Consider the following 25,973-nt stretch of genomic DNA (forward strand, 5'->3'; position numbering starts at 1 on the left):
GGTTTTCCCAGGGCACAGCTACCATGGGCAGGTATGCAGCTCATGCCAAAATCCCATTCCAAAAGATGATCATCTGGGCAGGAACCTTCCCTCCTGATACCAATCCTGATGACTGGAAATACCTGACAGGAAAAGAAGAAATCCACTACTACACCAGCAAAGAGGACATTTACTTCAAACAAGAAATGATCGAAAACCAGAATAAGGTGGCTAGAGAAGCACTAGGGAAAGAGCCCAGGCTTCATTGGTACGAAGGGGGGCATAGGGTTGTACCGGAGTTGTTGAATGAAATCTAGTCCATTCATCAACTATCGTTTTGAGCCAGTGGCCATCTTACCTAAATTGAAACCATGAAAAAATTAATCTCACTCCTTTTCCTCCTACCAATTCTAATTAGCGCACAACACGAAGAAACCATCAAAAAAATCTATGACGAATCACTGTCCAATGGGCATGTGTATGAAAACCTGAGATACCTCTGCAAGGAAATTGGTAATCGACTTTCCGGATCACCTGAAGCCGCTGCTGCAGTAGAATACACCAAACAGCTTATGGAATCCTACGGGTTTGATACGGTTTATCTGCAGCCGGTCATGGTGCCACATTGGGTCAGAGGTAAGAAGGAAGTGGTGCGAGCGATCAACTCCGACAAGCACGGAACTTTTGAAATGAATGCCTTGGCTCTCGGTAATTCGGTTGGGACAGGGCCTGAGGGAATTTTGGGAGATGTGATTGAGGTGAGTGGAATTGACGAAGTGAATGAACTTGGCAAAAAAGTGGAGGGTAAGATTGTCTTTTACAATGGTGAAATGGATCCTACCATCATCAACACGTTTGGTGCATATGGTGGGGCGGTAATCCAGCGATCTTCTGGTGCTTCGGAGGCTGCCAAATACGGAGCAAAAGCCATAATCATTCGTTCAGTTACTAACAGGCAAGATGATATCCCCCACACAGGCTCTTTGAGATATAAAGCCCTGATCAATCAAATTCCTGCAGTTGCCATTAGCACAAATGATGCTGATAAACTAAGCGCAATTTTGAAAGAACAGAAACTGAATGTTTACATTGAAACACATTGTCAGATACTACCGGATGTACTCTCGTATAATGTGATAGGTGAATTGAGAGGCTCTGAATTTGCGGATGAAATAATTGCAGTAGGTGGACATTTGGATTCCTGGGATGTGGGTGAAGGTGCCCACGATGATGGCAGTGGCTGCATGCAGGCTGTTGAAGCAGTGAGGCTATTCAAAACACTGGGAATAAAACCGAAACGCACCCTGAGAGCTGTAATGTGGATGAATGAAGAAAACGGATTGCGTGGCGGGCAGGAATATGCCAGGGTAGCGAAAGAAAAAGGCGAAAAACACATTGCTGCGCTGGAATCTGATTCTGGAGGTTTCCAGCCTTTGGGGTTCTCAATGTCCGGAAACGAAAATCAGAAAACCAAGGTAAGAGCATGGAAAGACTACTTTCTTCCTTATCGTGTCTGGGATTTTACCCAAAATGGTGGAGGTGCAGATATCGGACCCTTGAGCCAACAGGGTACTTTGCTTATCGGATTAAGACCGAGCACGCAGCGTTACTTCATATACCATCACACTCCTGCGGATGTTTTTGAGGCAGTAGATCGGCGAGAGCTCGAACTTGGAGCTGCAAGCATGGCCGCCATGATCTATTTGATTGATCGGGAGGGATTAAACTAATCAATTAATCCGCTGCTCTACCCAGAGGAAACCAAAGCTCAGAACAAACAACGCAAAGAAAATCCATCTGGAAATAGGCTGCTTTACTTTACGTGATGACTCGTCTGATTCCTTGATTGGCTTTGCAAAAGCTTCGGTGATTTTCATTTTAGCATACATCCTTTCTACTTCCCAGTCCCCTTCTTCAAACACAAAGAAGGGATGGTCTGAACCAGCAATTTTAAGGTAATTCCATCCTTTTTTCTTGGGCCATCCTGTAGCCGTAAATATTCCTGGCTGGTCCCACCTTTCCGCAATGGCCATACGTATTGAATCAAGTAAAACCTCACTCGATTGTTCAGCAGGAAAGGAGAAACCTAATGGTTCCCCTACGCGTGGAAAGGCATTTATAAAGACTCCAGATGAGCTTTTATCATACCCTGAAACGGTGTGAAGCAGTTCGTTCCACACTTCTGCATATACTTTTGAATGACCTTTCAGTTGAAGCTGGTAGGAAGCATTGAATGCCGGAACAACTACCCTGCCCAAGCCGTGTAATTTGATCTCCCCGATCACCTGACTTTGCAATACGATCTGATCTGAGGAAGCAATTAGTTCTTGTTTCCTGGCTATCTCCACTGATTCCGAACCATCCTTTAGCTGAAGTTCTGAATCGTTTGCTTCTCTGGTTTTCAGCCAATCATTGTTTGCAGCCCCCAGCCACAAAATACCAATCTCCCCTCGCTTCATTGAAGCATTGATCGCTCTTCGCTCAGATCCTGACAAGTCATCAAATGCAGTCTGATCCATAACCAGAATCTTAAAATCCTCAAGCAAGTTGGTCGTAATGGATCGAAGTGATCGATTCTCAAGATTGGTAAAAGATTCCCGATGTGTTTCTCTGGAAACCTGAAGTCGCTCCGCCACACCATATCCTTCACCAGCCAGGTGATTCTTTAAAAACCTGGTTTCAAAAGAAGGAGTCCCGGCCAGGATGAGCACATTAAATGCGTCATTTTCTTGAATGATTACCGGAACATTTTCCCGGAAAAGGGTATCAGAATTTCGAATCCCTAAAAGCTCATACGTGAGTTTTCCGGCTATTGCAGGAATGACCTCAAACTTAGTCTGATTCACCTCTGGAGTTACTACTTGCTCAACAAGGTCAATCCCTGTTCCCCTCAGGAAAATTGTGACAGAGTCTTTAACATAAAACCTGAATGAGATCGGTAAAACTGAATTCACTATTCCATCACCAACCTTCATTTCATAAGGGCCTTCCACTGAATCGACTTCAGGAAAGTACATGAAATTCTGTGATAGCTGTCTAATCTCCCACGCTTCCAATCCTTCCCCAACAATCACCGGTTCATCAATTCCTCTCTCCTTTTTGATTTTTATCAACTCATCAAAATCTGCAACGAGTTTAAATCCGGATGAAATCAAACTATCAGTTCGTTGGCTAGAAGTAGTGGAAAGAACCACCTTTCCTGCTTTGGACTCTCCTAAAAAGTAAGGCCTCACGTAAAGCCCGATCAATGCCAACACAGCCAGAATCATGGCCGCAATGCGTAAACCCCTAAGTGAGTGATTTCTTGATTTCACATCCCAATAAATCAGGATGACCAATACCACCACCGCTATGATCAAGATCCACCAGGAAGGTACTACCTCAAATCTCATGGATGCTTGTTAGTTAAAGATTCAATAAATGCCTCTGAATATTCATCCGATGAAATGGTTTTTGAAGCAGGTGTCGGAGCACTTTTAGGTATTGCCAATTCCATTTTCAAAGCAATAGCCCTGAGTAGTAGCTTATGCTCATCTCCCATTTCCTGCACTTCCAAAAGAGATTTAATCTGGTTGAGTACATCCAGGTATTGTCCTGGTTTTTCAATCGCTAAACCAGCCAGCTCATTTCCAGCCTCTCGCAAGATTCGCTTCCCGGTGGCATCCCATTTCCAATCATGCCTTTGCTCCTCAACCCATTGAATTGCGGTTCTCATTGCTGGATAGGTTACTTCTTTTTCAATGTCTTCCTCAAAAGAGTCTTCATTCAGATCCTCCATCTTTCCGGTTAGCCGATGCTCGGCCACATTCACCGGAGGTGGATCAAACCCGATTCGTTGGACATAGATTCTTGCATGGTTTCTTATTTCTTTTAATAGCTTCTGAGCTTCCAGCTGATAAGGGAGGGATTTTTCGGGCTGGAAAAGTCTCAGGTAAAGCTCCGCATCCCACATTTCATTTAATGCTGCTCGAAGCTTGGACTTCAAAGACTGAGTATAGAAAGTAGCCGTCTCCTCATCCTCGTGATTGTGGATAAACTGCTCCAGTGGGCTTTCTACTTCCTCGCCTTCATGCTCATGATCATCATGGCTCTCAGTACCACGATCCATCCACTGCCCCTCTTCATTTTCCGCATCGGTATCGTGACCAAATTCAGAAAGTACATCACCAGTAGGATCTGGCTCATCCGGTTCCTCCTGAATCTCCAGACCACTGTCCTCCTCTTCACCTATAAACTGGCCATACTTCAATCGAAGCTGCTTCTGATCATAACCCAACGCATTACTCTCAAAGTTGAAATCCTTTTTCGGAAGCTGTCCACGTTCCTCAATAAGCTTGCGCGTATCAATAATGATCTGCAATTGACTCCTGAAATAATCCGGCATCAAATCCACGCCGAGTGCTCCCTGAAGTGAGAACTCAATTTGTGCTGTGTCCTTCAGGATAACAAAATAGGTATCTGTTCGTGATTGCTGAGAACTTGGTTCACGATTGTCAAATGCGGTAGCGTAGAAATACAGCTCATTGCCCGGCTCCATATCCAATTCATCCAGATCAAACGAAACGGGCATAACCACTTTTTTGCCCCTCACTGCTCCAGGCAAAGCAATTTTCTGTTCCCTGAACTTTACCGATTCTCCCGAACCTTTGGTAATGGTTGCTACAATATATCCATCCACAAGCCCATAATCATCCGAAATGCTTAAATCCAAATCCATGGACAATCCCTTTTCATAATCAATGCGCTGAAACTGCGGCATACCTTTAATGACCAGCTCCGGAGGTTGATCGGCAATCACGTTGATCTCGTGGAAAGGCGTTGAGTACGTGTGACCTTTCTCGTCCATGTAATTAATGACGTAAAGTGTACTCTGCTTAGATTTTAGCTCGAATAAAAAGCCCGAACCTGATATCTTCGCCGCAAGGCTATCCCCACCATTTACACTCATCCAGATCGTTTTAGGTTCCTTATTGAATGAAATGTTCCAGGTTAAGGAAGATTGGTCCGGGATAGACAAATTGAGATCACTTGAGGTGCTTTTCTTGATTCGGGTGTAGGCAGGTGGAGATACCATCACCCTTGTTTCAGTGATATAAACAGAATCGTTGGTAACTGGTGAGGTTAGAGCATTCCCACTATCCATCTGAGTCGATTCAGAGATCGCTGTTGTTTGGTTCAGCATTGGAAAGAGTCTAGCAGCAAACCCAATGGAGATGAGAAGTACACTTACCAAAAGCAGGTCCTTCCAATACACCGGATATTTGAAAGCCGGAAGCTCCTGTCTCAATGCATCGTTAACTCTGGCTAACTGGATGGCTTCCAGTTGATTCCTTGGTTCCTCAAAGATGAGTTCAGTACTATACTGCACCAGGTCAAACTGACGATTGACCAGCTTTGCAACAGCTACTTGATCCGGGAGTTGTCTGTACTCTTTGAAAATGAATAAGGAAGCTACCAGACCAACTACAACCAGCCAGTACCACTCCAGCAGGTCATTCCAATTCATGAAAAGCATGAACACCAATGCAAGCACCCCCCATGCTGCAGCTTTAAGGAGAATTCTCATTCTCCACTTGGATTTGATATGACTTAATGCACTGCTCATGCCTTGTTTGATTTATAGCTCAACCATCTCTCTAATAGCAAGACAAGCATTAAAGCCAGCCACAAATAATGAGACATATCTGCATAGGCTGTCTCATCGATCTCTTCAGATATCTTGTAATCAAATGAAGCAAGATCGATCGTCCGAACATCCAATAATTGTTGGTCCAATAGATCCTGAGAGAATACATCCACCAATTTTCGTGGAAGCTCAATTTTAATAGCTTCTTCCTTCTTCAGGTTTGCGGAAACCGCAATCGATGATCCTGAGATTTGATTCCAAGCCACTATCGTGTTTCCATCCAGGTAGATCAGCTTTTTCCCAACAGGTCTGGGATCGTCTGATAACCAGATCACCCAATCGGCTTCTTCTTGAGAAGTTTCATCCAGCGTTAGGAAAGAAACCTTCTGTACTGCATCCAGCGCTGCAAGGAAGATCTCCCTCTGCTCCTGGTGTTTCTCATCTGATTTCAAAGAATAACTTACGGAAATGGGCTTGCCATTTCCACCTCTTTCAATCTCCATGGTTATAAACCACTCATCGTAAGATGCATGAATAATTTTTTTCTCTCCACCCTTTTCAAAAGAAATCAGCTCAGCCTCCACAGTCTCCAACGGCGGCTGAATCCACTGACATACTTCAGGAAAAGTTCGCCCTTCCCCTTGAAAATTTTTGACATAAAGTGGTGAAATCACCACCAGACAGTTTGCCCTAGAAGCTGGCAACTGACTCAGGAGTTGCCAGTAATCATTGGTACTGGAATCAGGCTTTTGATCAATCGCTGGAAATCCCTCAGCCAGCCATCGGATTTCCACCTCCTCACCAACCGAATCGATTAGGTTTGAGAGGAGCTCAGAGTCTTCATATATGCGATCAACAACGTACAACCGCTCGATTGGATTTTCCTTAGAAACCATTCGAAACTCCGCAAGAACGAAGACGAGAAGCGTCAATAACAACAACCTTGTGAGAAGTAACAACCATTGGCTCGGCATAACCGATCGCATGGTTTTGGTTTCGGTCTCTTTGATGAATCGCAGACTGCCAAACGAAACGGACTGCTTGGCATTCTTACTCCACAGATGGATGATGATCGGCACCAGTAAAGCACCTAACCCGATCAGGAAATATGGAGCTAAAAATGCCATCAGAGTAGCTGCTTTCTTCGGTTTAAAAATGAATTGACCAAATCAGAAACCGGAACGGTGAAGTCAATGGGGTGATAATCGATTCCTTTCGTCAAAAACTCCTGCTTCAGATCATCCTTCCAGGCTTTAACCTGAGACTGATAGCTACCCTGAATGATTTGCGGATTCAACTGCGTGCTAACACCAGTCTCCAGGTCCCTGAATCTCACTGCATTGCCGAAATCAAGACTCTCCTCCTTTTCACCCATCAGGTGAAATACAATCACCTCATTTCTGGATGACTTGAGCGAACCGACGAAGTTCATCATCTCTTCATCCTCATCATACAGATCAGAAATGAAGACAAAGAGCTCTTTGGATTTCCGTTGCTCAATGAATGGAACCTGAAACTTCTCCTGTATCTGCAGATTTTGAAGTCCACCCAAAAACCGAGTCCAGTGTTTTTTGTCGTTCCCGGATCGCATGTTGATACCATCTGCAAAGCTGATCCAATCACCATTTTGCAAAGCGATGTACGCAAGCACTCCACAGATCATCTTAGCAGCATCCAGTTTTGACCAGCCACCTTCTTCATAATTCATTGATCGAGAAGGATCAATGATGAATGTAACATCTACATTCGTCTCAACTTCCGATTGCTTGATGTAAAACTTATCCGTGCGGGCATACATCTTCCAGTCGAGCTGACGTAGATCGTCTCCCTGACTATATGGACGATACTGGCTAAACTCCATGCCTGTACCGAGCCGCCGACTTTGCTTGATGCCGTGGTATTCACCCATGGCCAGCGAGCGGATGGCCCAATCGAAATCATTGATGGAAGCCAGTACTTCCGGGTCGATTTGAAAGAGGCTGTTAGGCATCCTAAATGGATTTCATCAACTGGTGCACCAGGTCATCAGTCGTCTTATGCTCGGACTCTGCTTTGAAATTCAATAGTATCCTGTGCCTCAACGACGGCAAGAGAATCGTCTGGATGTCATCCGGAGTAACCGAAAATCTACCGTTCATCAGCGCATGGGCTTTGGCCGCCATGATCACTGCCTGCCCGGCCCTTGGCCCTGCTCCAAAATCTACATAGTCCTTCACAAACGCATCATTAGTGGATTCCGGTCGTGTGGATCGCACCAGCTGACTAATGGCTTTGATCAGGTCATCAGAGATAAACACTTCCCGTACCAACTCCTGCAATCGGATGATCTCTGGACCAGTCAATACAGGATTTATAGAGGCTGTTACTTTTCCGGTAGTCAGCTTCAGGATTTCCTCCTCCTCCATTTCGGTTGGGTAGCCTATTTTCACATAAAGCAGGAAACGGTCTATCTGCGCTTCCGGCAATGGAAAAGTGCCAGACTGCTCCAGGGGATTCTGAGTGGCCAGCATAAAGAATGGCTTATCCATCCGGTAGTCCTTTCCGGCGTAGGTCACCTTATATTCCTGCATCACTTCCAGCAATGCCGCCTGTGTTTTTGGAGGTGTCCGGTTGATTTCATCTGCCAGGAGAATATTGGTGAAGACGGGACCCTGAATGTATTTAAAGGTCTTCTGTCCCTTTGCATCCGATTCGATTACTTCCGTGCCCAGGATGTCCGTAGGCATCAGGTCCGGCGTAAACTGAATCCGGTTAAAATCTAAACTGAGTGCCTTGGCCAATGACTTGATCATCAACGTCTTGGCAAGCCCCGGTAGTCCTTCTATAAGCACGTGACCACTGGCCAACATACCAATGATCAACTGATCCATCACTTCTTCCTGACCTACTACAACCTTGTGAATTTCAGTCTTTAAGGATTGAAGCTTATTGACCAGATCGCTTACTTCCTTTTCAATTTTTTCTAAGTTTTTGTCCATTTTATTTTGTTAAAAACAAGCCTCAGCTTGTAAGTGCATACATGATGATATTCACACTGAAGCGCGTATTATCTATCCGATACCATCGTTTATTTCTAAAGTCATAGTCCCACTCGCAACCGTAATCCTTATTGCTATAAAGAACACCAATCTTACCATTGACCTCAACGGCCTTCAGGTAATCATGTACCAGATCATCTCCCCATCCATTCAACTCTTGAGAGGTAGCTGGCGGCCCTTCAAACTCAAAAAAGCTACGATACAGGATGTGATCGTTTGGTATCTTTTTTAGAGCGTCCGGGCCAAAAAGCTCACTCATCTGATTTTCAAATGACTTGGCAAATAGCCCTTCAATGTCATGGTTGCAGTCATCTACAAAGACGAAACCCCCATTCTCTACATAGGTTTTGAAATTGTCCCCTTCCTCCTTCGTAAACTGTACCAGCTTGTGGCCGGACAGATAGCAAAAAGGGGATTCGAATAAATCATCACTGCTAAGTGGCACTACCTTTTCTTTGGTATCAACGGGGATAGTGGTGTACTGAACAAGTGAATGCAAAATGTTTGAAGGCATGCGCTGATCCACATCCCAGTCGCCTGACTCGTATTGGAGCCGGGTAAAAAAGAATGGATTATCATCAGTGATCTTTCGCATATCTCACAAACATCAGAAACCAAATTAACGGTTTCGAAAACCAACTCCTCTGAGAAATTGATCAAAGGTCATATTGCAGGATTAAGGAGAGTTATCGCAGGTTTGCGATAAAAAAGCCTACCTCCAACCCCCGCCAGCGGGGGACAAAAAAAGGCTGCCTGCATGATGCAAACAGCCTTTAATCCTTTGGTTAGTTTTTCTTAAACCGCGTCAGACAAACTGGTGAACGTAAAGTCACGGACTTTCATGTAAGGAATCAGGTTGCCATTGACCCGCACTTGCTGTCCGAGAGTCTCCAGGTTGTTCAGCATGATGATCGGGCTTTCGTTGAAACGGAAGTTTTTGATCGGATGCTTGATCTTTCCATTCTCAATAAAGAACGTACCATCCCTGGTCAGCCCCGTGTAGAGCAATGTCTGAGGATCTACTGATCTGATGTACCACAGTCGGGTTACTAAAATACCCTTCTTGGTGTCTTTGATCATGTCCTCCAACGAAGCATCTCCACCCTCCATAATCCCATTTTGTGGGAACGGAACAGGCTCTACTCCTTTTTCCTTTGCCCAGTATCTGGAGTACGCCAGGTTTTTCACCACTCCGTCTTTCAGCCAATCCATTCGCTTCACAGCCTGACCTGCACCATTCCATACGGAAGCGGGAACAAGCGGATGATTTGGATCGGAGTAGATATTTACTCGTTCGTCTACAATCTTCTCTCCCAACTTGGTACCTCCACCTTCTTTAGACATGAAGCTTCTGCCTTCATCTGCCGTGCGGGCGTTGAATGAACCAAACATGTTTCCGAGCAGCTGCTCAGAGGCTGCCGGCTCCAGGATTACGGTGTACTTGCCTGGCTCAATGGCTTTTGCATTTCTGGATTGCAGTGCTTTGTCGATTGCGATCGCTGAAGCTTCCGCACCATTGAAAAGGTCTGCATCATTCACATCGCGTGTTACCCATCCGGATCCTGTGCCGTCGTTGGTACGCATAGTCACCGTAAAATCCAGTCGGGTAGACTGATTGTATGCAAACAGCCCGTTGCTGTTGGCCATTGCAGAAAAATTTGCCGAGTCATTCAGGAATCCGGCAGCAGTCACATCTTTGGCCCTTGCCGGCTCGATGCTCTTGGTAGCTACATCCGCACGGTAGTCAGGAGAGATTTTGGCGGTAGACTCGAAAAACTCTTTCGACTCGCCATATTCCTGTGGGCCCAGCGGCGGCATAAATTCAGGATTCTCAGGAGCAAGTTTTGCTAATTCCTCAGAGGTCTTTACCGCTCGGGCGATAGCCTCATCGGTAAATTCATCCAGGGTAGCCACCCCCACTCTGTTTCCAAAGCTGGACTGGATCACCATGTTTTGGTTGTTCTGATAGCCAGCCGTAGAAACTGTATTTCTAGCGTACCTGATGTTGCCACTGTTATTTCCGGTCAGGTTTACCTCACAGGTTTCAGCCTTGGAATAAGAGAGTGCCTTATCAAGCAGTTGCTTCGCTTCTTCTTTCGTATATATTGCCATTTTATTTAAGTCTTAATTAATCAAATATTTCTACCTGTGTTGATCACATTGATATCATTGAATCTGGTGGTGGACGATCCGTGCGATACCGCACTGATCTGGGACGGCTGTCCCTTCCCATCGAAAAATGACCCAAACAATCGGTAATCCGACTCATCACAGATAGCAGAACATGAGTTCCAGAATTCTTGTGTATTTGATTGATATGCCACATCATTTAGCATACCTGCAATTTCTCCGTTTTTGATCTCATAGAATACTGTACCTCCAAACTGGAAGTTGTATCGCTGCTGATCAATGGAGTATGATCCTCTTCCTGCTATGTAGATACCTTTCTCTACATCCTTGATCATGTCCATGGCAGAGAGCTTCTCTTTACCCGGTCTCAGGGAAACGTTTGGCATTCGCTGGAACTGTACATCATTCCAAGATTGCGAGTAGCAGCATCCGTGTGACTCTTTTTGGTCGATCATGTGAACCTGATCTCTGATCGCCTGGTAGTTTACCAGGATACCGTCTTTGACCAGATCCCACTCTTTGCACTCTACTCCTTCATCGTCATAGCCTACCGCTCCAAGTGATCCTTCCTGCTTCTTGTCCGCAACAAGGTTTACCAGCTTGCTTCCGTATTCAAAGTCTTTTGTTTTCCACTTATCCAGCGTAGCGAATGAGGTACCCGCATAGTTTGCTTCATATCCAAGCACCCTGTCCAGCTCCAGTGGGTGACCCACCGATTCATGGATGGTCAGACCCAGGTGATTTGGCTCCAGTACCAGATCATACTTACCTGGCTCTACCGACTTGGTAGTTTCAGAAAGCATTTCTTTGGCTTGCTTAGCCGCATCCGTAGCGTCAGCTACCAGATCATAGCGGTTTCTAAACATCTTGATTCCGCCCGGTCCTTCGATGGTCTCGTTTGGATCCGGCTCCATGTACTCATAGCCCATGCCCATCGGTGCGCTCAGTCCTTGACGTGACTTGAATTTTCCCTTATCTATGGCAGTCACCTGCATGAACGGCCAGATTCTATGTACATCCTGATCGATGTAAGAACCTTCAGTAGATGCAAAGTATTTCTGCTCATTCACCTGGAATAGTGCGGAGTTCACATAGTTTGCGCCGTTTTCCATGGCCGCCGCATTGGCAGCAAGCAGGAGATCTGCTTTTTCAGTAATCGGCACTTCAATGGCATTTCGCTTGATTGGCGTCTTCCATGATACTTCTCCATGTGACTGCACCGGAGCAAGTATTACCGGCTCCTTCTGAATCTTACTGTTTGCTTTGGCAATCTCCACAGCGATCTGTGCTGCCTTTTTAATGCCATCCGGAGTTACATCAATGGTAGATGAAAAGCCCCATGTCCCATTAGCGATTACCCGCACACCCACGCCAAAAGATTCTGTGTTTACCACATTCTGAACCTTATCTTCCCGGGTGAATACAAATTGATTTAGATAGCGGCCGATACGCACATCGGCATAACTGGCACCAGCTGATTTAGCGGCATTGAGTCCTACGTCCGCAAGAACTTTCTTTTGTTTGACATCAATACCATCAGCTAATAGTGCTTCTAACGGAACAGTATTGCCCATCATAGGAAATGGAAGCATCGCTGCTCCTGCCCCCAAACCGGCAATCTGAATAAAATCTCTTCTTTTCAAATCTTTGTGATTTTAGGTTAATAATACTTTTTAAATTGATTTTAATAGAAGAATCTATTTGACCCTTTGCATTCAAGGTAGAAACTTCTAATCAGGAATGGAATGGATTTTATGTGAGTGGTTGAATAAGGTCATCAAATGAGGGGGCATCTTTAGAGTTATAGGACACACACTGTCTACAGAAACATAGTTCAAAAGTATTTTCTCAAGACCTATTTTTGAAGATTTTGACCTCATCTCTTCACCGTTTGTAAGCGAGGACGCCTAAGTCCTCTTTGAGAGAAAGTAAAGATTTCTCACTTTGTTCGAAATGACAGGAGGGGCCGGGTCGGTGAGGTTCCATTCCCCCACCTTAACATCCTTTTCACACTACACCAATGTTCGGTTAACGCAGGATGCGTAGCTTTCCCCCATGAAAAGATTGCTCTTCCTCCTAATGCCTTTCGTGGCTTTGAGCCAGCAGGCAGACGTTACCCAAAGTAAAGACCTCACTCAAATCGCATTTGGCTCCTGCAGCCAGCAAAACCTGACTGGCAATCAGCTGTGGTCTGAAATAAACGCCACCCAGGCCGATCTGTGGATCTGGCTGGGAGATAATGTATACTCAGACGGAATAGATATGACCCGGCGGAGGAAGGATTATAATTTGCAAAAGTCGCATAAAGACTACCAGCAGTTGCTGAAGGAAACAGAGGTGATAGGCATCTGGGATGATCACGACTATGGCGTGAATGACGGGGGGAAGGAATACCCGAAGAAGGATGAAAGCAAGCAGGAGCTTTTCCGCTTTCTGGATGTAGCCCAAGACCATCCGGCCCGCAGCAGGCAGGGAGCTTACCAGTCTTACACCTATGCCGGGGAAAAAGGAACGGTCAAGATTATCCTTCCGGACGTACGATATTTCAGGGACTCTCTAAAGTGGAACAATCCCGGTACCTCCCAAAAGGAGGCTGTCATTAATCGCGATGGAGATATTTTGGGTGAAGTGCAGTGGCAGTGGCTGGAACAGCAGCTTAGTGAGGAAGGAGTCGATTTGTTTATCATTGGCTCGGGCATTCAGGTGATCCCATCTGAGCACCGCTGGGAAAAGTGGAGCAACTTTCCAGTAGCACGAAAAAGACTCATGAGTATGCTAAGTGGTGTGAATGCTCCGCTGATTCTCCTCTCTGGAGACCGCCACTTATCTGAAATCTCCAAAATGAATATTGAAGGTTATGCCTATCCTATTTGGGAGTTTACGTCCAGCAGCCTCAACAGTCCAAGCACACCCAGGGAGGAGCCCAATGCGTATCGGGTTGGCGATAAAATCCATGAGTCCAACTTTGCCAGTTTGAAAATCATCTGGGAGGCAAAGAAGCCGATATTGGAGCTTACCTATTATGGGAAGGACAATGCGGTTTTACTCACTCAGAAGGTGGATTATTGATCTAGAAGTCTGCTCCACCATCTCCATAATCTTCATCACGATCTCCACCTTTTTCTCCTCGTTGCTTCTTCTGGTTTAGCCGGTAGGTAAAGGAAAGTGTCGCGGTGGTGGTTCGCCACTGAAACTCACTGTATTGGAAGGAATTTTCATTGAATGTTTCACTTCTCCATTTTCTGCTATTGAATAGGTCGCTTATGTTAAAAGCCAATGTCCCTTTACCATTCAGGACATCCCTGGACATACCTACATCTACTGAGGTGATGGACAGGTTTTTACCCTGTACGGTATTTCTTGGTGCCCTGTAGTTTACGTTGATCTGCGCATCAAATACATTCTTAAACTTGAAGTTGTTGCTCACCCTGGTGGAAAGTGAAACCGCTTCCGCCTCGTCATAGCTCACCACTTCATCCCCAAAGGTGACCGAGCCACCTGGCACATAAGACCGGAAGAAATTGACATTTCCACTCACACGGTACCACTTTGCCACATCCTGCGAAATGTTCATCTCAACCCCGAAGGATCGTTCGATAGAAACATTGTATGGGCGGGTAAAAGTGATCCCCTCTACATCCGTGGTTCTCAATCGCTGCTCTACACCCTCGGTGTAGCGATAGTACACCCCACCGTAGAAGGTGGATTTTTCAAGATTTAGCAAGTAACCTAATTCATAGGAATCTGTAAACTCCGGCTGTAGATTGGGATTCCCCACATAATAGTTTCTATTATCAGAGATGGAACTGAAAGGATTTAGCCTACGCCCCCTTGGTCGGCTGATTCTTCGGCTGTAGCTTGCCTGAAAAGCCTGCGTCTCAGTGATTTGATAGGTGAGAAAGGCACTGGGAAACAGGTTTCCATAATCCTGACGGTTTCGGATGTCGTTTGTTTTCTGATAGGTGATCAGCTTGGTCAGCTCATACCTTAACCCCACCTGCCAGCTCAGCTTATTTAGCTTATTGCTAATGATCCCATAGACTGCCAGCACGTCCTCCTCGTATTCAAATTCATTGGTGAAATCTGTGTCCACTTCATACACTCCCGCTTCATTGCGCTCAGTCACCACATAATCATTGCCCACCAGCCGATCCGTGTATCTGGTTCCTAGCTCCAACTTTCCATCCTTTCCAAATGGATGCAGGTAATCTGCCTGGATCATGTATCGCTCCTCGATCTCGTCATTCACCGCCCTCTGAAATAGGAATGGAACCTGATTATTGAAGGTTGTCCCATTGCTCTGCACCAGGTCGTTTCGCTCCTGCTCATTGTTATTCTGATATTGGAAGTCGGCGGTAAGTTTCTGCCCTTCCCGATTAAAATTGCGTGTGTAGTTTAGTGCATATTCCAGATTTTCATCTCCTTCCCCTTCATCGTCCCTCCGTACCGAAAGTGAATCCGTTTCAGATGGTTGAAAAAAGTCATTGTAAATGATCTCAGTATCATTACTCTCGTCGGAATAGCGATAAAGGAAGGAAAGGGTCAGCGTATTGAAATCATTGAGGTAAATGTCTGAACCAAAGCGGGTAGAATAACTCAGCCCTCCCCGATCATGCGTCCGGTTCCGCTCCGTGAATGACGGAGAGGTGGGGCCAGCATTGAAAAAGGTCTGCTCAGAAAATCCATTGCCATTGTATCGCCGATAGTTGGCGCCCACATTCGTGAAGAAGTTGATCCAGTCTTTTCTAAAGTTCAGATTGACAGATCCCCCGTGATTGTGGGGAATGCCTGTATTTACCTGAAAGCTCCCATTCAGGCCACCCTTCTGGTCCTTTTTCAAAATTATGTTGATGATTCCGGCAAGGCCTTCTGCATCGTATCGTGCCGATGGGTTGGTGATCACCTCCACACTCTCTACAAGGTTGCTGTTAAGCTGACGAAGGGCATCATTGCTGCTTAGTCCCACCAATCCTGAAGGTTTTCCATCTATGAGTATTCGCACATTTTCACTTCCTCGCAGGCTCACATTCCCTTCCACATCCACCTGCACAGACGGCAGGTTGTCCAAGATATCTGTTGCGCTACCCCCCAGGTTACTCAGGTCCTTCCCAATGTTGAATACTTTTTTATCCAGGGTCAGCTCCATCTGTGTGCGCTCTCCTTGTACCACTACTTCTTCCAGCAGCGTCTCATTTTCCTCGAACCTGACACGCCCGGCATCATATACCGGATTAGATCTTGATATCTCAATACCTGAAATGATCACATCACGAAACCCCATGAACTGCACTCGCAGATAATATGATCCTGGGGATGTCGGAATATTGAATACCCCCTCTACATCCGTTAGCCCACCGGTAGCCAGGGATGAGTCTGCCGCATTGAAAACACTAACCGTAGCAAACTCAACGGGGGCGCTGGTACTGGAATTGATCAGTTTCCCTTTGATGGCATAATCCGGCGCACCGGCAATCTTGGGTGCCTGACCAAAGGAGATCAATAAGGTGAATATTAAAAGTATGGTTAGTTGTCCTCTTCGCTTCATCATCCTAATAACAAAGCAACTCAATATATGTTCATACAGATATTCGGATTATTTGATCGGTGAAATGGGGAGATCAGTGGGTTCTGAATGGAAATGGAGCAGTAGTAGTTTTCACACTAGTAAGGAATTGACTTGGTGGCCTTACTGCGCAAGAGGAAGTTATAATAACAAAAGTAAAGAGAAAAAAAGCACCTACATAAAATAGGTGCTTTGGTGTGCACTCGGAAGGATTCGAACCCTCAACCCCCAGAGCCGAAATCTGGTATTCTATCCAGTTGAACTACGAGTGCATTTTTAATCCAAAAAACTGTTATCCAACAATCAAACTCGCTTGCTGAAACAACCCTCAACCCCCAGAGCCGAAATCTGGTATTCTATCCAGTTGAACTACGAGTGCAGATTTTGGGATCGCAAATATAGAGGGAACGTATTTAAAACGAAATCTTATCGACTGAAGTAAGGTTCATAGATTCTGCCTTTCCATTTTGTCCTATTCCCTCCAGTCGGTTCAAATCCATTTCTACCTCCAGCTTACTGTTATCAGATTTTACAAGGATCACCATGTAGGTGGCTATTCCCTTTTTCCTCTTCACACTCTCCTTGAAACTTATTCGCTTGATCTGACTTATAGGAATTTTACCCTCCTGTCCCCGATAGGAATAAGCAAGCATGTTTACTGAAGCAATGTCATCGGTTTGGTAAAATCGAACTTCCGTGAGTACTACCTCATCACCATTATTTTTTACCACCGTTACCGGAGCTTGAATAAATGAAAGCACAAGGATGGTTAGGAGTATTTTCATGGATTAGTACAATTTTAAATGCCTAAGTTACAATAAATATTGACCAGTTAAGCAATATGCATGCTATATTTATGCCAAAAAAGGAATGGAAGAAAAAGAGGCAAAATTCACCGAATGGATTGATTCATTAACCCTTGCAGATGCGTCTAACGTTATTTTGATGATCTCTTTCACCCTTGTGATTCTTTGGCTGGTCGTCAGAACATTCCGAAACAAGCCCTCAGCCTAAAGCTTAGCAGAGCAATTTTTACAATAAATGGCATCATCATCGTGCCCCTTTACGCCACAAGCGATACATACCCTTCCATCTGACTCCTCCATTTTCTTGTTCTTTTCTGCCTGAGCTATTTCGGAAGTGACAATGCCGGTAGGAACTGCGATAATCGCATAGCCCATAAGCATCAACAGGGATGCCACGGTCTGCCCCAAAACGGTCTGCGGAGCGATATCCCCGTACCCAACCGTAGTAACTGTCACAATGGCCCAATAAATACTCCTTGGAATACTGGTAAATCCTCCCCCCTCTCCCTCGATGAGGTACATGAGCGTGCCCATAATCATGACCAGCGTGGTGACCGCTCCCATAAATATCAGGATTTTGTGCCGGCTGGATCTTAACGCATCCGTGAGAACAGAAGCCTCGCGCAGATACCTTCCCAGCTTAAGTATGCGGAATACCCGCAAAAGCCGAATGGATCGTATAACTACTAGATAGCTGCCCCCAGCCACAAACAAAGTCATATAGGTGGGTATAAATGCCAGAAAATCAATGACACCTAAAAAGCTAAAGGCGTAATCTTTGGGGCGACTCACGATCATTAGGCGAAGGATGTATTCCACTGTAAATAAAATGGTGAAAGACCACTCCATCAAAAAGAGCACTGAAGCATACTCTTCCTTTATTTCCCTCACGCTTTCCAGCATCACCGCAAGTACACTCAGTACGATGGCCCACAGGAGCACTATATCAAAAAGTTTACCCGCCCGTGTATCCGTGCCGAAAACAATGACGAACAATTGCTCTCGGAGTTTAGGAAAGTATTTGGATTTGGGCTTTGGCATGGCTAAAAATACAAATGAAATAAAAAACCCCGCCAAATGGCGGGGTTTGAAAAATCAAAAATTATTCATTCTAGAAAGGAGCATTGATTGGCTCAAACTCCAATGGATTAACCTCAGGAATTGTTGCATTATAGGTATCATTCAGCACCATGATTATTTCATTCACCAACAGTGCATTTCCCCTGGGGTTTGGATGAACCCCATCTACCGACCAAACACTGTTATACAATTCCTCTTGCGACAAACTGAGTGGCACCAGGTTTATTCCCCCTGACTCAACACCCATATCACCATCTGCTGCAGCCTGAGCAGCAGCACTAAGTTGAAGTCCGGCCGCCTGAGCGGATATAAGGCCAAACATATCGGCAAATAGCGGGCCTACATCCACCAGGGTTACATTGGACCTTGCATCTGCTTCCGCCGCAATGGCCATATTGAAGCCGGCATACGCAGCAATCACATTGGACTGCTCATCCATTGTTAAAGTATATTGGTCTGGAAGCGGTATTCCCACACCTAAAGTGGTGGCAGAATTACCTTCAATTCTTTCAACGCCAAGAGAATCCAAAGCGGTTAGAGGAAACAAATCAGATGCACCTGTGGTAGGATCAACCTGGGCCTGCCTGATGCTGGCCAAACCAAATCCACTTAAATCAGTCAATGACTCATCTGTAATAACAGGTGAATTTGCGACATCCGCAGAGAAGGTTATCTTTCTAAAATCCGCCTCTGCCTGGGTAAAACCTGGTGCCACACCAACCAAAGCATCAAGTCCTGCATTATATGCACCATACCCAGAAACACTGTTAAGAAATGCCGCAGTGGCTGCATCAATAGAACCAGCCGGCAAGACATTGATCCCGCCGCTTAGTTCTGTTACAATTTGAAAATAAGGAATGATGGTAACCGGTGGGATATTGAGAATGACACCCTCGGTATTGCCAAACGCATCAAGCACAGCATCCAATGAAGCGGCAAAAGTTCCCTGATCGGTAATTGTTGCCGGATTAAAGGGGTCAAAAGTTTCTCCAAACGCACCTCCTGAAGCTGCATACCCTAGCACATCATTTGAGCCGATCCATAGCGTGAAAAAAGAAGGGCTTGCACTTGCTGCGTCTGCGATAACGGATGTGGTGCCACTGGTCTGAAAAGCTCCGAAAAATGGGTTCAGAGTACCATAACCAGCCGTAACAATATCTACCACCCTTGCACCCGGCACGCCGAAGTTATTGAGGCCTGCCCCTGTTACAGATGAGGTTGTAATAGCACTGGGTGCAGTAGGCACGATGGCATTGCCAATGCTGGCATCAGGATCGCCTGCAAGGGCAGCCAGTGCCTCTTCCAAATCGATAAACAACCTGCCGCTGGCAGGGCTGCCTCCACTGTTTCCATTGCCCGACACGATATCAGGATTTACAAAAGAACCTCCGCCCGCTAATGCAAACTGGCCTGCAAGAATGTTTGGAAAAGAGTTTGCTTGGCCATCAGGAAAAAGGGCATTGTCCGCAAACCCGGCGGTCAATGAGTTGCCTACTGCCACATAGTTGGAAAGGTCCAGATCACCACTCACTGGTGCAATCACCTCCACCTCGTTTGCATCGATCCAATCCTCAGTAAGATCATCTTCACTACTACAAGCAACTATGAATGCAGTGAGGAAAATAATGGATAGTTTATAATATATATTTTTCATTGTCTTCATGTTTAGAAGTTGCTTAGAATATTATCAAGATTCAACTGCACATAGTATAATGCCCCCATGCTTGGGTTGCCATGGGAGGTAGTGTACCGCTCATTCAGAATGTTGGAACCTCCCACTTTGATTCGGCCATTTATACTCGGCAGTCTGTAAGTAACTTGTGCATCCAGGGTGGCAAAGTCAGGTATGATACTTGATCCAATGGCTGATTGCCACAAGAATGCATCCTGCCATCTATAGGTCAAACCAAAGCCTATTCTCTCCGTAATTTTTCTATTTCCGAATGTGATATTATATCTCCACTCAGGGGTATTGAATGCCACATTGTATGTTCTTGCTGTAAGGTCGTCCAGATCTTCAAGTTTGTTGAAAGATGTATTTCCTCCCAGGTTAAAGCCATTGAGGAAAGTGTATTCTGCACTGAAACCAAAACCGTACGAGTTTATGTCCTCATCAATGTTGGTATTATATCCATAGCGCTGTAGGCTTATGCCTGGTGCACCACCGTCCACAATGGTTTGAAGCTGAGGATCATCGTGCTTGCTACCTGCTGATGATCTTGTGAAACCATCAGGCACAGCCTGGATATCCCCGGTTACAACGGCCTGAGTCACGTCAATTTCTGCCAAGAAATCTTGATACGTGCTATTATAATAGAATGCATCGATCAATAACCTGCCATCCATTAGGAGTCCTTTGTAGCCTATCTCCCAAGTATTTACTTTCTCTGTTTCATACTTCTTGTAAGCATCCGTAGCTACAACCAAATCATCAATATTTCCACTCTCTTGTGCGGCCATCACACTTTGTGTTGTATATACGGTGTTCCTATTGATATTGTAGTTTTCGGTCAAAATTTCATTTCGTCCAATCAACCTTCTCGTTACTACATCCAAATCAATGTATTGGTCTTGAGTGGTTGGAATTCTAAAACCTCTCTGGAATGATGCCCTAAAGTTTTGATCCGCCAAAAACTCCCATACTCCAGATACTCTGGGAGAGAATTGCCCATCAAAGTTTTCATTCTTATCGAACCTGACCGAACCCTGAAGTTTCACATTATCTATAACATTTTTGGACACCTGCACATACCCGCCAAATTCATTGAATGATACCTCGTCTCCATTTTCATCCAGAGTAAATAATGTTCCTTCAGAATTAAGTGCATATGTTCTAAAGTTGGCACCAACAACCACGTCAGCAAAATCAATTTCATTCTTAAAATTATAACTTCCCTCATAGTGCCATAGTGCGGATTTATCCAGGAATTTAGCACCACCATCTGCTATAGAGAGGTTTCTGAAAGCGTTAAGATCAGTCTGAAATGTTTCGGAATTCACGCCCGGCTGAGCGGCATCTGCAACTGCTCTTGCCGCCGCATGGAGGGCGGTGTAATTGTTGGATGCGAACTGTGTACCGTCAGGATTGCCGCCAGTCGTGTTGCCTCCTGTCAGGTAATCCGCATATGCCCCGAAGTATGCTGGTAGGTAGTTTTTCTGATTGATTAGGGATGCCACCGTATTGGCAGCATACGAATCACCGGAATTTTGCTCGGTGGTGTATCCTCTGATGAAGAAGTTGTCGCCTCTAAGTTCCAATTTTCCTGTCCAGATGTAGAAGTTGTCCAGAATAAACCGGTCATTGGCAGTGTATACGGTGCTTCCATGTCCCCAATTTACCTGGGCCAAGGCTTCCATCTTATCATTCAACCGATAGTGCAATGCACCTCCAAGTTTTAAACTTTCCGTGGTATTATCCACAAAATCAGCCTCCCGATATCCGGTCGGCGAAAAAGCACCATTTGCACCATTAGGGATCAAACTTCGAATGGCAGCAACATCGGTATTTCCACCGGCGATCGCCAGGTCTGCAATCGTTCCCACATCAATAGTGAAGTCCCCATAGGTGTTGATTCCGTCATACGTTCGATTGTTTTGCCTATTGCTGCCAAGATTTCCTTCTACTGTTGCCCCGCTTTGGTCTCTTTGGTCTACGCCAATGAAATCCTGAGCTCTTAGCCAAGAAGCATTGATCTTGAACGCCCATTTGTTGTCGATTGCTTTTGCATATCGCAATCCGATATCAGTATAAGGCGACATTTCATGATCCTCTTCATCTACATGAGTTACACCCACCTTTGAATAGAAGTCAAGTCCCTGATAATCGAATGGGCTTTTGCTTTTCATAAGCAAAATTCCCTGTATCGCATTAGGACCGTACAGTGCAGAAGCAGCTCCTGGGATCAATTCCACGCTTTCCAAATCCAGCTCGCTGATACCTACCACATTACCCACCGGGAAGTTTAGTCCTGGAGCCTGATTATCAATTCCATCTATCAACTGGACAAATCTGGTGTTTCCATTGGCCCCAAACCCACGGGCATTGACTGATTTGAATGTCAAACTTTGGCTACTGAAATCAACCCCGTTCAAATTTCTAATACTTGAGTAAAAATCAGGTGAGGGTGAGTTTTGGATATCAAGGATGTCCATCCGCTCAATGCTCACCGGTGATTTAAGTGTACTCTCCTCAACCCGGGATGCAGATACCACTACCTCCTGACCCAAAAGCGTAGACTCGGAGAGCTTCACATCTATCTGGGTAGTACTAGTAGAGACTTCCATACGCTGGGTTTCATACCCAACATATGAAATAACAAGGTTGAATGGGGGCTGAGATTGTACGGTTAGTGAAAATTTTCCATTAATATCGGTAATTGTACCAAGCACTGTACCCTCTACAAGAACGTTTACCCCAATTAAGGGCTCTCCATCATCGTCCGTGATGGTGCCACCTACTGTGGTTTGGGCAAATGCCACAACTGAGAGCCCAGTTAATGCCAGCCCAAAAATCATCTTTGTCAAATTCCTGATCATAAGGTTGATGTTTTTGTGATTAAAAGTTTTAGATAATACATAACACTTAATGCCTTTAAAAATTAGCTAAAAAAATAACTAAATGATAAAGGGCTCCTGCAAATATTTCAATGAAGATATATTATGCATGCATAATATTAATGATTTTTGGCAAATAAACCTGCTAAATGGGTCAATTAGCCTTCATTTTTCGGATGATTGGTAAATCTGAAATGGAGAATGAAAAAACCTAATCTATCACCCCCTACCCCCCTAAGGGGGAATCGCTAATTAGCTTCCTTGCTATTCGACATGTTTCAAAGGGTATGTAGAAGTAATAAAGAAGATGGATTTAAAATCCATCACGCTGAGTCTGTACCTACAGATTCACCCCTTTGTCCTCCTCAAGGTGGAATCATTATTACCCTTCATTTTTCACATGCTCCACCAGTCTGTCGCAAAGGGCTGAAATCTCCTTGTTCATGTATTCATCTCCGGTGGCATTGAGTACGCTTTGCGCAAGGCCACCAAGGCAATCGATGTAGAAATGCTTCATCTCGTCCATGGGCATATCCTTAGACCAAAGGTCGATACGCATGGTGTTTTTGTTTTCATGATCCCAAAGTGAGAGGCTGATGGATTTGGTCTCCGAGAGGCCGGACTGTTCCTTTTCGTCGGCATCCCACATGATTTTCTCGGGGATATTTTCTTTGTCTAATTCTACTACGAATTTGATTTCTGATTTTCTCATTTGGTTAAATAGTATATGTGTATTCAATTTTTGAAGCTGAGTGATCCTACTGCTACCGCCGGATCGCTCCAAAGGGGGTAAACGTTTTCATCTTGGAAGTGAATTTCTAAATGTTCTGAAACGAAGTGCTGATTGAGAATCAACGTCTGTGCTACATCCCAGCGTTTCGGCGAGGGTGTTTATGACTTCTGCCCTTGTTGGTGATCCGCTATGCACAGACAAAAAGGCCTGCTGTCCTTCCGGCTGCACAGTAAGCATGCGGTTGATGAAAAGGCCTCCTCCGGCGCATGACTGACCAGACCCGGTAAGTAAGGTCACACTATGATTGTCTGCTTCTATTTCGTTTGCCCGGCTGAAGGTGATAGGCGAACCCTGCGGGTCTAACACAGAAAGAATACTTTGCAAGGCTTCCTGATCATTACCACTGGTGATGGATTTTAGGTTGTTGACCCCAAACTCAAAAAACAGGCGCTCCAGGACGTGTGAGCTATCTACATGGGCTACCATATGTGCAATTAGCCCTGAAAATTGGTCTTCATTCTCAAGGAAGAAAAGAAGTGCAGAATTGATGTAGATATAACCTCCTGGAGTGACGAACGCACTTCGTTCCTCGCTATCCAATAGTGTGATTGACCATTGAAAATCTTCTGATTTTCGAAGTGATGTGGATGATGTGATTTCATTGAGTCGTGAATTGACGTAATCGTAAGCCAATGAATTACCCTCCTGGGGAATGATCGAATAGTTTTCGCTTGTGGCGATGAGTTCGGCTAGTTTTTCGCCAAGAAGGAGTTCTTCATCTTGCGTGAAATCAACAAGATCTTCGGTACGCTTGCATGACGCCAATGCCAGGCATGATAAAAGTCCGATGAAGAAAATTGACTTTACTAGTGAATTCATGACAGTATCTTTAATGCCTCCTCCTTGTCTTTAACAAGCTGGCCGCTCAGCTCACTTACATTTGCAAATTTCATTTCTTTTCGAAGGGATCGCACAAACTCAACGATGATTTCCGCTCCATAAATATCCGAATCAAAATTAAACAAGTGTGCCTCAATGGTTCGTTTGGTTCCATCCACGGTGGGTTTAAAACCAATATTCAGCATCCCATTGTACCATTCATCCTTCACCCTGGCTTTCACCGCATACGCGCCATCCGCCGGGAGCAGTTTGTAGGATTCAGGTATCTCAATGTTTGCGGTGGGGAAGCCAATAGTCCGGCCCTTCTTGTTGCCGTCAATGACTTTTCCGGTGATGCAATAGTTTCTCCCCAAAAGGGAGTTGGCCAGATGGATTTCACCACTTTCCAGGGTGCTTCTGATCTTAGTGGAGCTGATACCGATGTGGTCGATCTCCTGACGGGAGATTTCATTTACCTCAAACCCATACGTTTCCGCATGCTCATTCAGAAAGTCGATATTTCCTTCACGATTATTTCCAAAATGGTGATCATATCCAATGAAGAGTTGCTTTGTGCCTACCTTTTCCACCAGTATTTGGTGCACAAACTGATCGGCACTAAGATTGGAAAACTCAGGAGTAAAAGGGATCTTCAGGATATAATCCACTCCCAAATGAGACACCAACTTTACCTTCTCATCGAAAGTGGTCAGCAGTTTTAACTTTTCTGCATCTTTATTCAAGATAAAGCGAGGATGCGGCCAGAAAGTGATCAGCACACTTTTACCATCGTGCTTTTTCGCCTCAGCCACCAGACGCTTCAAAATGGCCTGATGTCCCACATGCACCCCATCGAATGTGCCGATAGTAACCACAGAAAAGTCGGGCTTCTCAAATGAATCGATATGGTCAATTACCTTCATTGTGCTGTCGGATAAATTCATCCAAATCTACTGCATCTGACAACTGATATTCTCCCACACTGGTTCGAACCAATTTTTTTAGATACCCCCCCACACCCAGCTCCTGACCAAAATCATGAGCCAGGCTCCTGATGTAAGTTCCTTTGGAGCACGCTACCTTAAATTTCACTTCGGGCAATTCATCTGCCTCAACTTCAAATTGATAAATAGTAACTGATCTGGGTTCCAGCTTGACTTCTTTATTCTTGCGTGCTTTTTTGTATGCTCGCTCTCCGTCTACTTTTACCGCAGAGTGTGCGGGAGGAACCTGCTGTATGGGCCCGCTCAATAATTCTTTCGCCCTACTGATATCCTCGGGAGTAACATGAGACCAGTCCACTTCGGAATCAAATTCAGTCTCCAAATCATAAGACGGAGTGGTCTTCCCTATTTCAATGATTCCTTCGTATGTTTTATCGAGTCCCTGGAGTTCATTCAGCTTTTTAGTGAACTTCCCGGTACCGATAATGAGCAATCCGGTGGCTAACGGGTCTAGCGTGCCTGCATGGCCAATTTTTTTTACTTTGAGGGTGTACCTCAATTTTTTTACCACATCGAAAGAGGTCCAGTCAACTGGCTTATTGATTAGTAGCAATCTTCCCTCCTCGTAAGTATTTTGCATG

20 protein-coding genes and 1 tRNA gene are annotated in these 25,973 nt (G+C 45.1%); 3 read left to right on the plus strand and 18 right to left on the minus strand.

Annotated elements, in window-relative coordinates; translation table 11 throughout:
• Together RLN88_RS02815 and RLN88_RS02820 are read left to right on the plus strand one after the other, a co-directional pair.
• A partial coding sequence (locus RLN88_RS02815; protein WP_350219856.1) for an alpha/beta hydrolase occupies positions 1 to 296 on the plus strand: 296 nt, incomplete at its 5' end.
• 54 nt (positions 297 to 350) lie between these two features.
• A complete protein-coding gene (locus tag RLN88_RS02820) occupies positions 351 to 1,709 on the plus strand; it encodes a M20/M25/M40 family metallo-hydrolase (RefSeq protein ID WP_350219857.1) in 1,359 nt (452 codons plus the stop codon).
• On the opposite strand, the gene RLN88_RS02825 is transcribed toward RLN88_RS02820, so the two are convergent.
• From RLN88_RS02825 to RLN88_RS02860, 8 genes are all read right to left on the minus strand, one after another.
• A complete protein-coding gene (locus RLN88_RS02825) occupies positions 1,710 to 3,371 on the minus strand; it encodes a hypothetical protein (RefSeq protein ID WP_350219858.1) in 1,662 nt (553 codons plus the stop codon).
• A complete protein-coding gene (locus tag RLN88_RS02830) occupies positions 3,368 to 5,545 on the minus strand; it encodes a hypothetical protein (protein ID WP_350219859.1) in 2,178 nt (725 codons plus the stop codon). Before RLN88_RS02830 ends, RLN88_RS02825 begins: the two co-directional genes overlap by 4 nt.
• A 35-nt stretch (positions 5,546 to 5,580) precedes the next feature.
• Positions 5,581 to 6,732: a BatA domain-containing protein gene (locus tag RLN88_RS02835; RefSeq protein ID WP_350219860.1), complete on the minus strand. Its 1,152-nt coding sequence runs from the start codon at positions 6,730 to 6,732 to the stop codon at positions 5,581 to 5,583.
• A complete protein-coding gene (locus RLN88_RS02840; RefSeq protein WP_350219861.1) occupies positions 6,732 to 7,595 on the minus strand; it encodes a DUF58 domain-containing protein in 864 nt (287 codons plus the stop codon). The genes RLN88_RS02835 and RLN88_RS02840 overlap by 1 nt, the downstream gene beginning before the upstream one ends.
• A 1-nt stretch (position 7,596) precedes the next feature.
• Positions 7,597 to 8,583 carry an AAA family ATPase gene (locus tag RLN88_RS02845; protein ID WP_350219862.1) on the minus strand — a complete coding sequence of 329 codons (987 nt, stop codon included), beginning with the start codon at positions 8,581 to 8,583 and terminating at the stop codon, positions 7,597 to 7,599.
• A 22-nt stretch (positions 8,584 to 8,605) separates the two neighbouring features.
• Positions 8,606 to 9,238: a DUF4159 domain-containing protein gene (locus tag RLN88_RS02850; RefSeq protein ID WP_350219863.1), complete on the minus strand. Its 633-nt coding sequence runs from the start codon at positions 9,236 to 9,238 to the stop codon at positions 8,606 to 8,608.
• Between the two features lie 200 nt (positions 9,239 to 9,438).
• Positions 9,439 to 10,755 carry a TldD/PmbA family protein gene (locus tag RLN88_RS02855; protein ID WP_350219864.1) on the minus strand — a complete coding sequence of 439 codons (1,317 nt, stop codon included), beginning with the start codon at positions 10,753 to 10,755 and terminating at the stop codon, positions 9,439 to 9,441.
• 20 nt (positions 10,756 to 10,775) lie between these two features.
• Positions 10,776 to 12,416 carry a TldD/PmbA family protein gene (locus RLN88_RS02860; protein ID WP_350219865.1) on the minus strand — a complete coding sequence of 547 codons (1,641 nt, stop codon included), beginning with the start codon at positions 12,414 to 12,416 and terminating at the stop codon, positions 10,776 to 10,778.
• A gap of 412 nt (positions 12,417 to 12,828) precedes the next feature.
• On the opposite strand from RLN88_RS02860, the gene RLN88_RS02865 reads away from it, so the two are divergent.
• Positions 12,829 to 13,842 carry an alkaline phosphatase D family protein gene (locus RLN88_RS02865; RefSeq protein WP_350219866.1) on the plus strand — a complete coding sequence of 338 codons (1,014 nt, stop codon included), beginning with the start codon at positions 12,829 to 12,831 and terminating at the stop codon, positions 13,840 to 13,842.
• 1 nt (position 13,843) lies between these two features.
• Here RLN88_RS02865 and RLN88_RS02870 read toward each other — a convergent pair whose 3' ends face one another.
• The 10 genes from RLN88_RS02870 to truB all read right to left on the minus strand — a co-directional run bounded on the left by RLN88_RS02870 (position 13,844) and on the right by truB (position 25,972).
• The gene (locus RLN88_RS02870) at positions 13,844 to 16,321 is read right to left on the minus strand and encodes a TonB-dependent receptor (RefSeq protein WP_350219867.1); all 2,478 of its coding nucleotides are present in this window, start codon (positions 16,319 to 16,321) and stop codon (positions 13,844 to 13,846) included.
• A 213-nt stretch (positions 16,322 to 16,534) separates the two neighbouring features.
• Positions 16,535 to 16,608, minus strand: a tRNA-Arg gene (locus tag RLN88_RS02875).
• A gap of 141 nt (positions 16,609 to 16,749) precedes the next feature.
• Positions 16,750 to 17,121: a hypothetical protein gene (locus RLN88_RS02880; RefSeq protein ID WP_350219868.1), complete on the minus strand. Its 372-nt coding sequence runs from the start codon at positions 17,119 to 17,121 to the stop codon at positions 16,750 to 16,752.
• 225 nt (positions 17,122 to 17,346) lie between these two features.
• The gene (locus RLN88_RS02885) at positions 17,347 to 18,183 is read right to left on the minus strand and encodes an ion transporter (RefSeq protein ID WP_350219869.1); all 837 of its coding nucleotides are present in this window, start codon (positions 18,181 to 18,183) and stop codon (positions 17,347 to 17,349) included.
• Positions 18,184 to 18,253: 70 nt separating this feature from the next.
• Positions 18,254 to 19,876 carry a hypothetical protein gene (locus RLN88_RS02890; RefSeq protein ID WP_350219870.1) on the minus strand — a complete coding sequence of 541 codons (1,623 nt, stop codon included), beginning with the start codon at positions 19,874 to 19,876 and terminating at the stop codon, positions 18,254 to 18,256.
• A gap of 11 nt (positions 19,877 to 19,887) precedes the next feature.
• Entirely contained in the window at positions 19,888 to 22,758 is a 2,871-nt protein-coding gene (locus tag RLN88_RS02895; RefSeq protein ID WP_350219871.1) for a TonB-dependent receptor, read from the minus strand.
• 400 nt (positions 22,759 to 23,158) lie between these two features.
• Positions 23,159 to 23,488, minus strand: a complete 330-nt coding sequence (gene gldC, locus RLN88_RS02900; protein ID WP_350219872.1) for a gliding motility protein GldC — start codon at positions 23,486 to 23,488, stop codon at positions 23,159 to 23,161.
• Between the two features lie 87 nt (positions 23,489 to 23,575).
• Positions 23,576 to 24,388 (minus strand): M48 family metallopeptidase, encoded by an 813-nt coding sequence (locus RLN88_RS02905; protein ID WP_350219873.1) that lies wholly within the window; start codon positions 24,386 to 24,388, stop codon positions 23,576 to 23,578.
• Positions 24,385 to 25,311: a bifunctional riboflavin kinase/FAD synthetase gene (locus RLN88_RS02910; protein ID WP_350219874.1), complete on the minus strand. Its 927-nt coding sequence runs from the start codon at positions 25,309 to 25,311 to the stop codon at positions 24,385 to 24,387. Before RLN88_RS02910 ends, RLN88_RS02905 begins: the two co-directional genes overlap by 4 nt.
• Entirely contained in the window at positions 25,298 to 25,972 is a 675-nt protein-coding gene (truB, locus tag RLN88_RS02915; protein ID WP_350219875.1) for a tRNA pseudouridine(55) synthase TruB, read from the minus strand. Before truB ends, RLN88_RS02910 begins: the two co-directional genes overlap by 14 nt.
• Position 25,973 lies beyond the last annotated feature (1 nt).

Source organism: Ekhidna sp., from assembly GCF_040223195.1.
GTDB lineage: Bacteria > Bacteroidota > Bacteroidia > Cytophagales > Cyclobacteriaceae > Ekhidna.

What these genes read in the sequence shown, in the direction of transcription:
- RLN88_RS02830 (WP_350219859.1), bottom strand. Translation starts at nt 5,545, where the DNA reads ATGAGAATTCTCCTTAAAGCTGCAGCATGGGGGGTGCTTGCATTGGTG.
- truB (WP_350219875.1), bottom strand. Translation starts at nt 25,972, where the DNA reads ATGCAAAATACTTACGAGGAGGGAAGATTGCTACTAATCAATAAGCCA.
- RLN88_RS02855 (WP_350219864.1), bottom strand. Translation starts at nt 10,755, where the DNA reads ATGGCAATATATACGAAAGAAGAAGCGAAGCAACTGCTTGATAAGGCA.
- RLN88_RS02870 (WP_350219867.1), bottom strand. Translation starts at nt 16,321, where the DNA reads ATGATGAAGCGAAGAGGACAACTAACCATACTTTTAATATTCACCTTA.
- RLN88_RS02895 (WP_350219871.1), bottom strand. Translation starts at nt 22,758, where the DNA reads ATGATCAGGAATTTGACAAAGATGATTTTTGGGCTGGCATTAACTGGG.
- RLN88_RS02880 (WP_350219868.1), bottom strand. Translation starts at nt 17,121, where the DNA reads ATGAAAATACTCCTAACCATCCTTGTGCTTTCATTTATTCAAGCTCCG.
- RLN88_RS02890 (WP_350219870.1), bottom strand. Translation starts at nt 19,876, where the DNA reads ATGAAAAATATATATTATAAACTATCCATTATTTTCCTCACTGCATTC.
- RLN88_RS02865 (WP_350219866.1), top strand. Translation starts at nt 12,829, where the DNA reads ATGAAAAGATTGCTCTTCCTCCTAATGCCTTTCGTGGCTTTGAGCCAG.
- RLN88_RS02840 (WP_350219861.1), bottom strand. Translation starts at nt 7,595, where the DNA reads ATGCCTAACAGCCTCTTTCAAATCGACCCGGAAGTACTGGCTTCCATC.
- RLN88_RS02820 (WP_350219857.1), top strand. Translation starts at nt 351, where the DNA reads ATGAAAAAATTAATCTCACTCCTTTTCCTCCTACCAATTCTAATTAGC.
- RLN88_RS02910 (WP_350219874.1), bottom strand. Translation starts at nt 25,311, where the DNA reads ATGAAGGTAATTGACCATATCGATTCATTTGAGAAGCCCGACTTTTCT.
- RLN88_RS02850 (WP_350219863.1), bottom strand. Translation starts at nt 9,238, where the DNA reads ATGCGAAAGATCACTGATGATAATCCATTCTTTTTTACCCGGCTCCAA.
- RLN88_RS02885 (WP_350219869.1), bottom strand. Translation starts at nt 18,183, where the DNA reads ATGCCAAAGCCCAAATCCAAATACTTTCCTAAACTCCGAGAGCAATTG.
- RLN88_RS02835 (WP_350219860.1), bottom strand. Translation starts at nt 6,732, where the DNA reads ATGGCATTTTTAGCTCCATATTTCCTGATCGGGTTAGGTGCTTTACTG.
- RLN88_RS02905 (WP_350219873.1), bottom strand. Translation starts at nt 24,388, where the DNA reads ATGAATTCACTAGTAAAGTCAATTTTCTTCATCGGACTTTTATCATGC.
- RLN88_RS02845 (WP_350219862.1), bottom strand. Translation starts at nt 8,583, where the DNA reads ATGGACAAAAACTTAGAAAAAATTGAAAAGGAAGTAAGCGATCTGGTC.
- RLN88_RS02825 (WP_350219858.1), bottom strand. Translation starts at nt 3,371, where the DNA reads ATGAGATTTGAGGTAGTACCTTCCTGGTGGATCTTGATCATAGCGGTG.
- gldC (WP_350219872.1), bottom strand. Translation starts at nt 23,488, where the DNA reads ATGAGAAAATCAGAAATCAAATTCGTAGTAGAATTAGACAAAGAAAAT.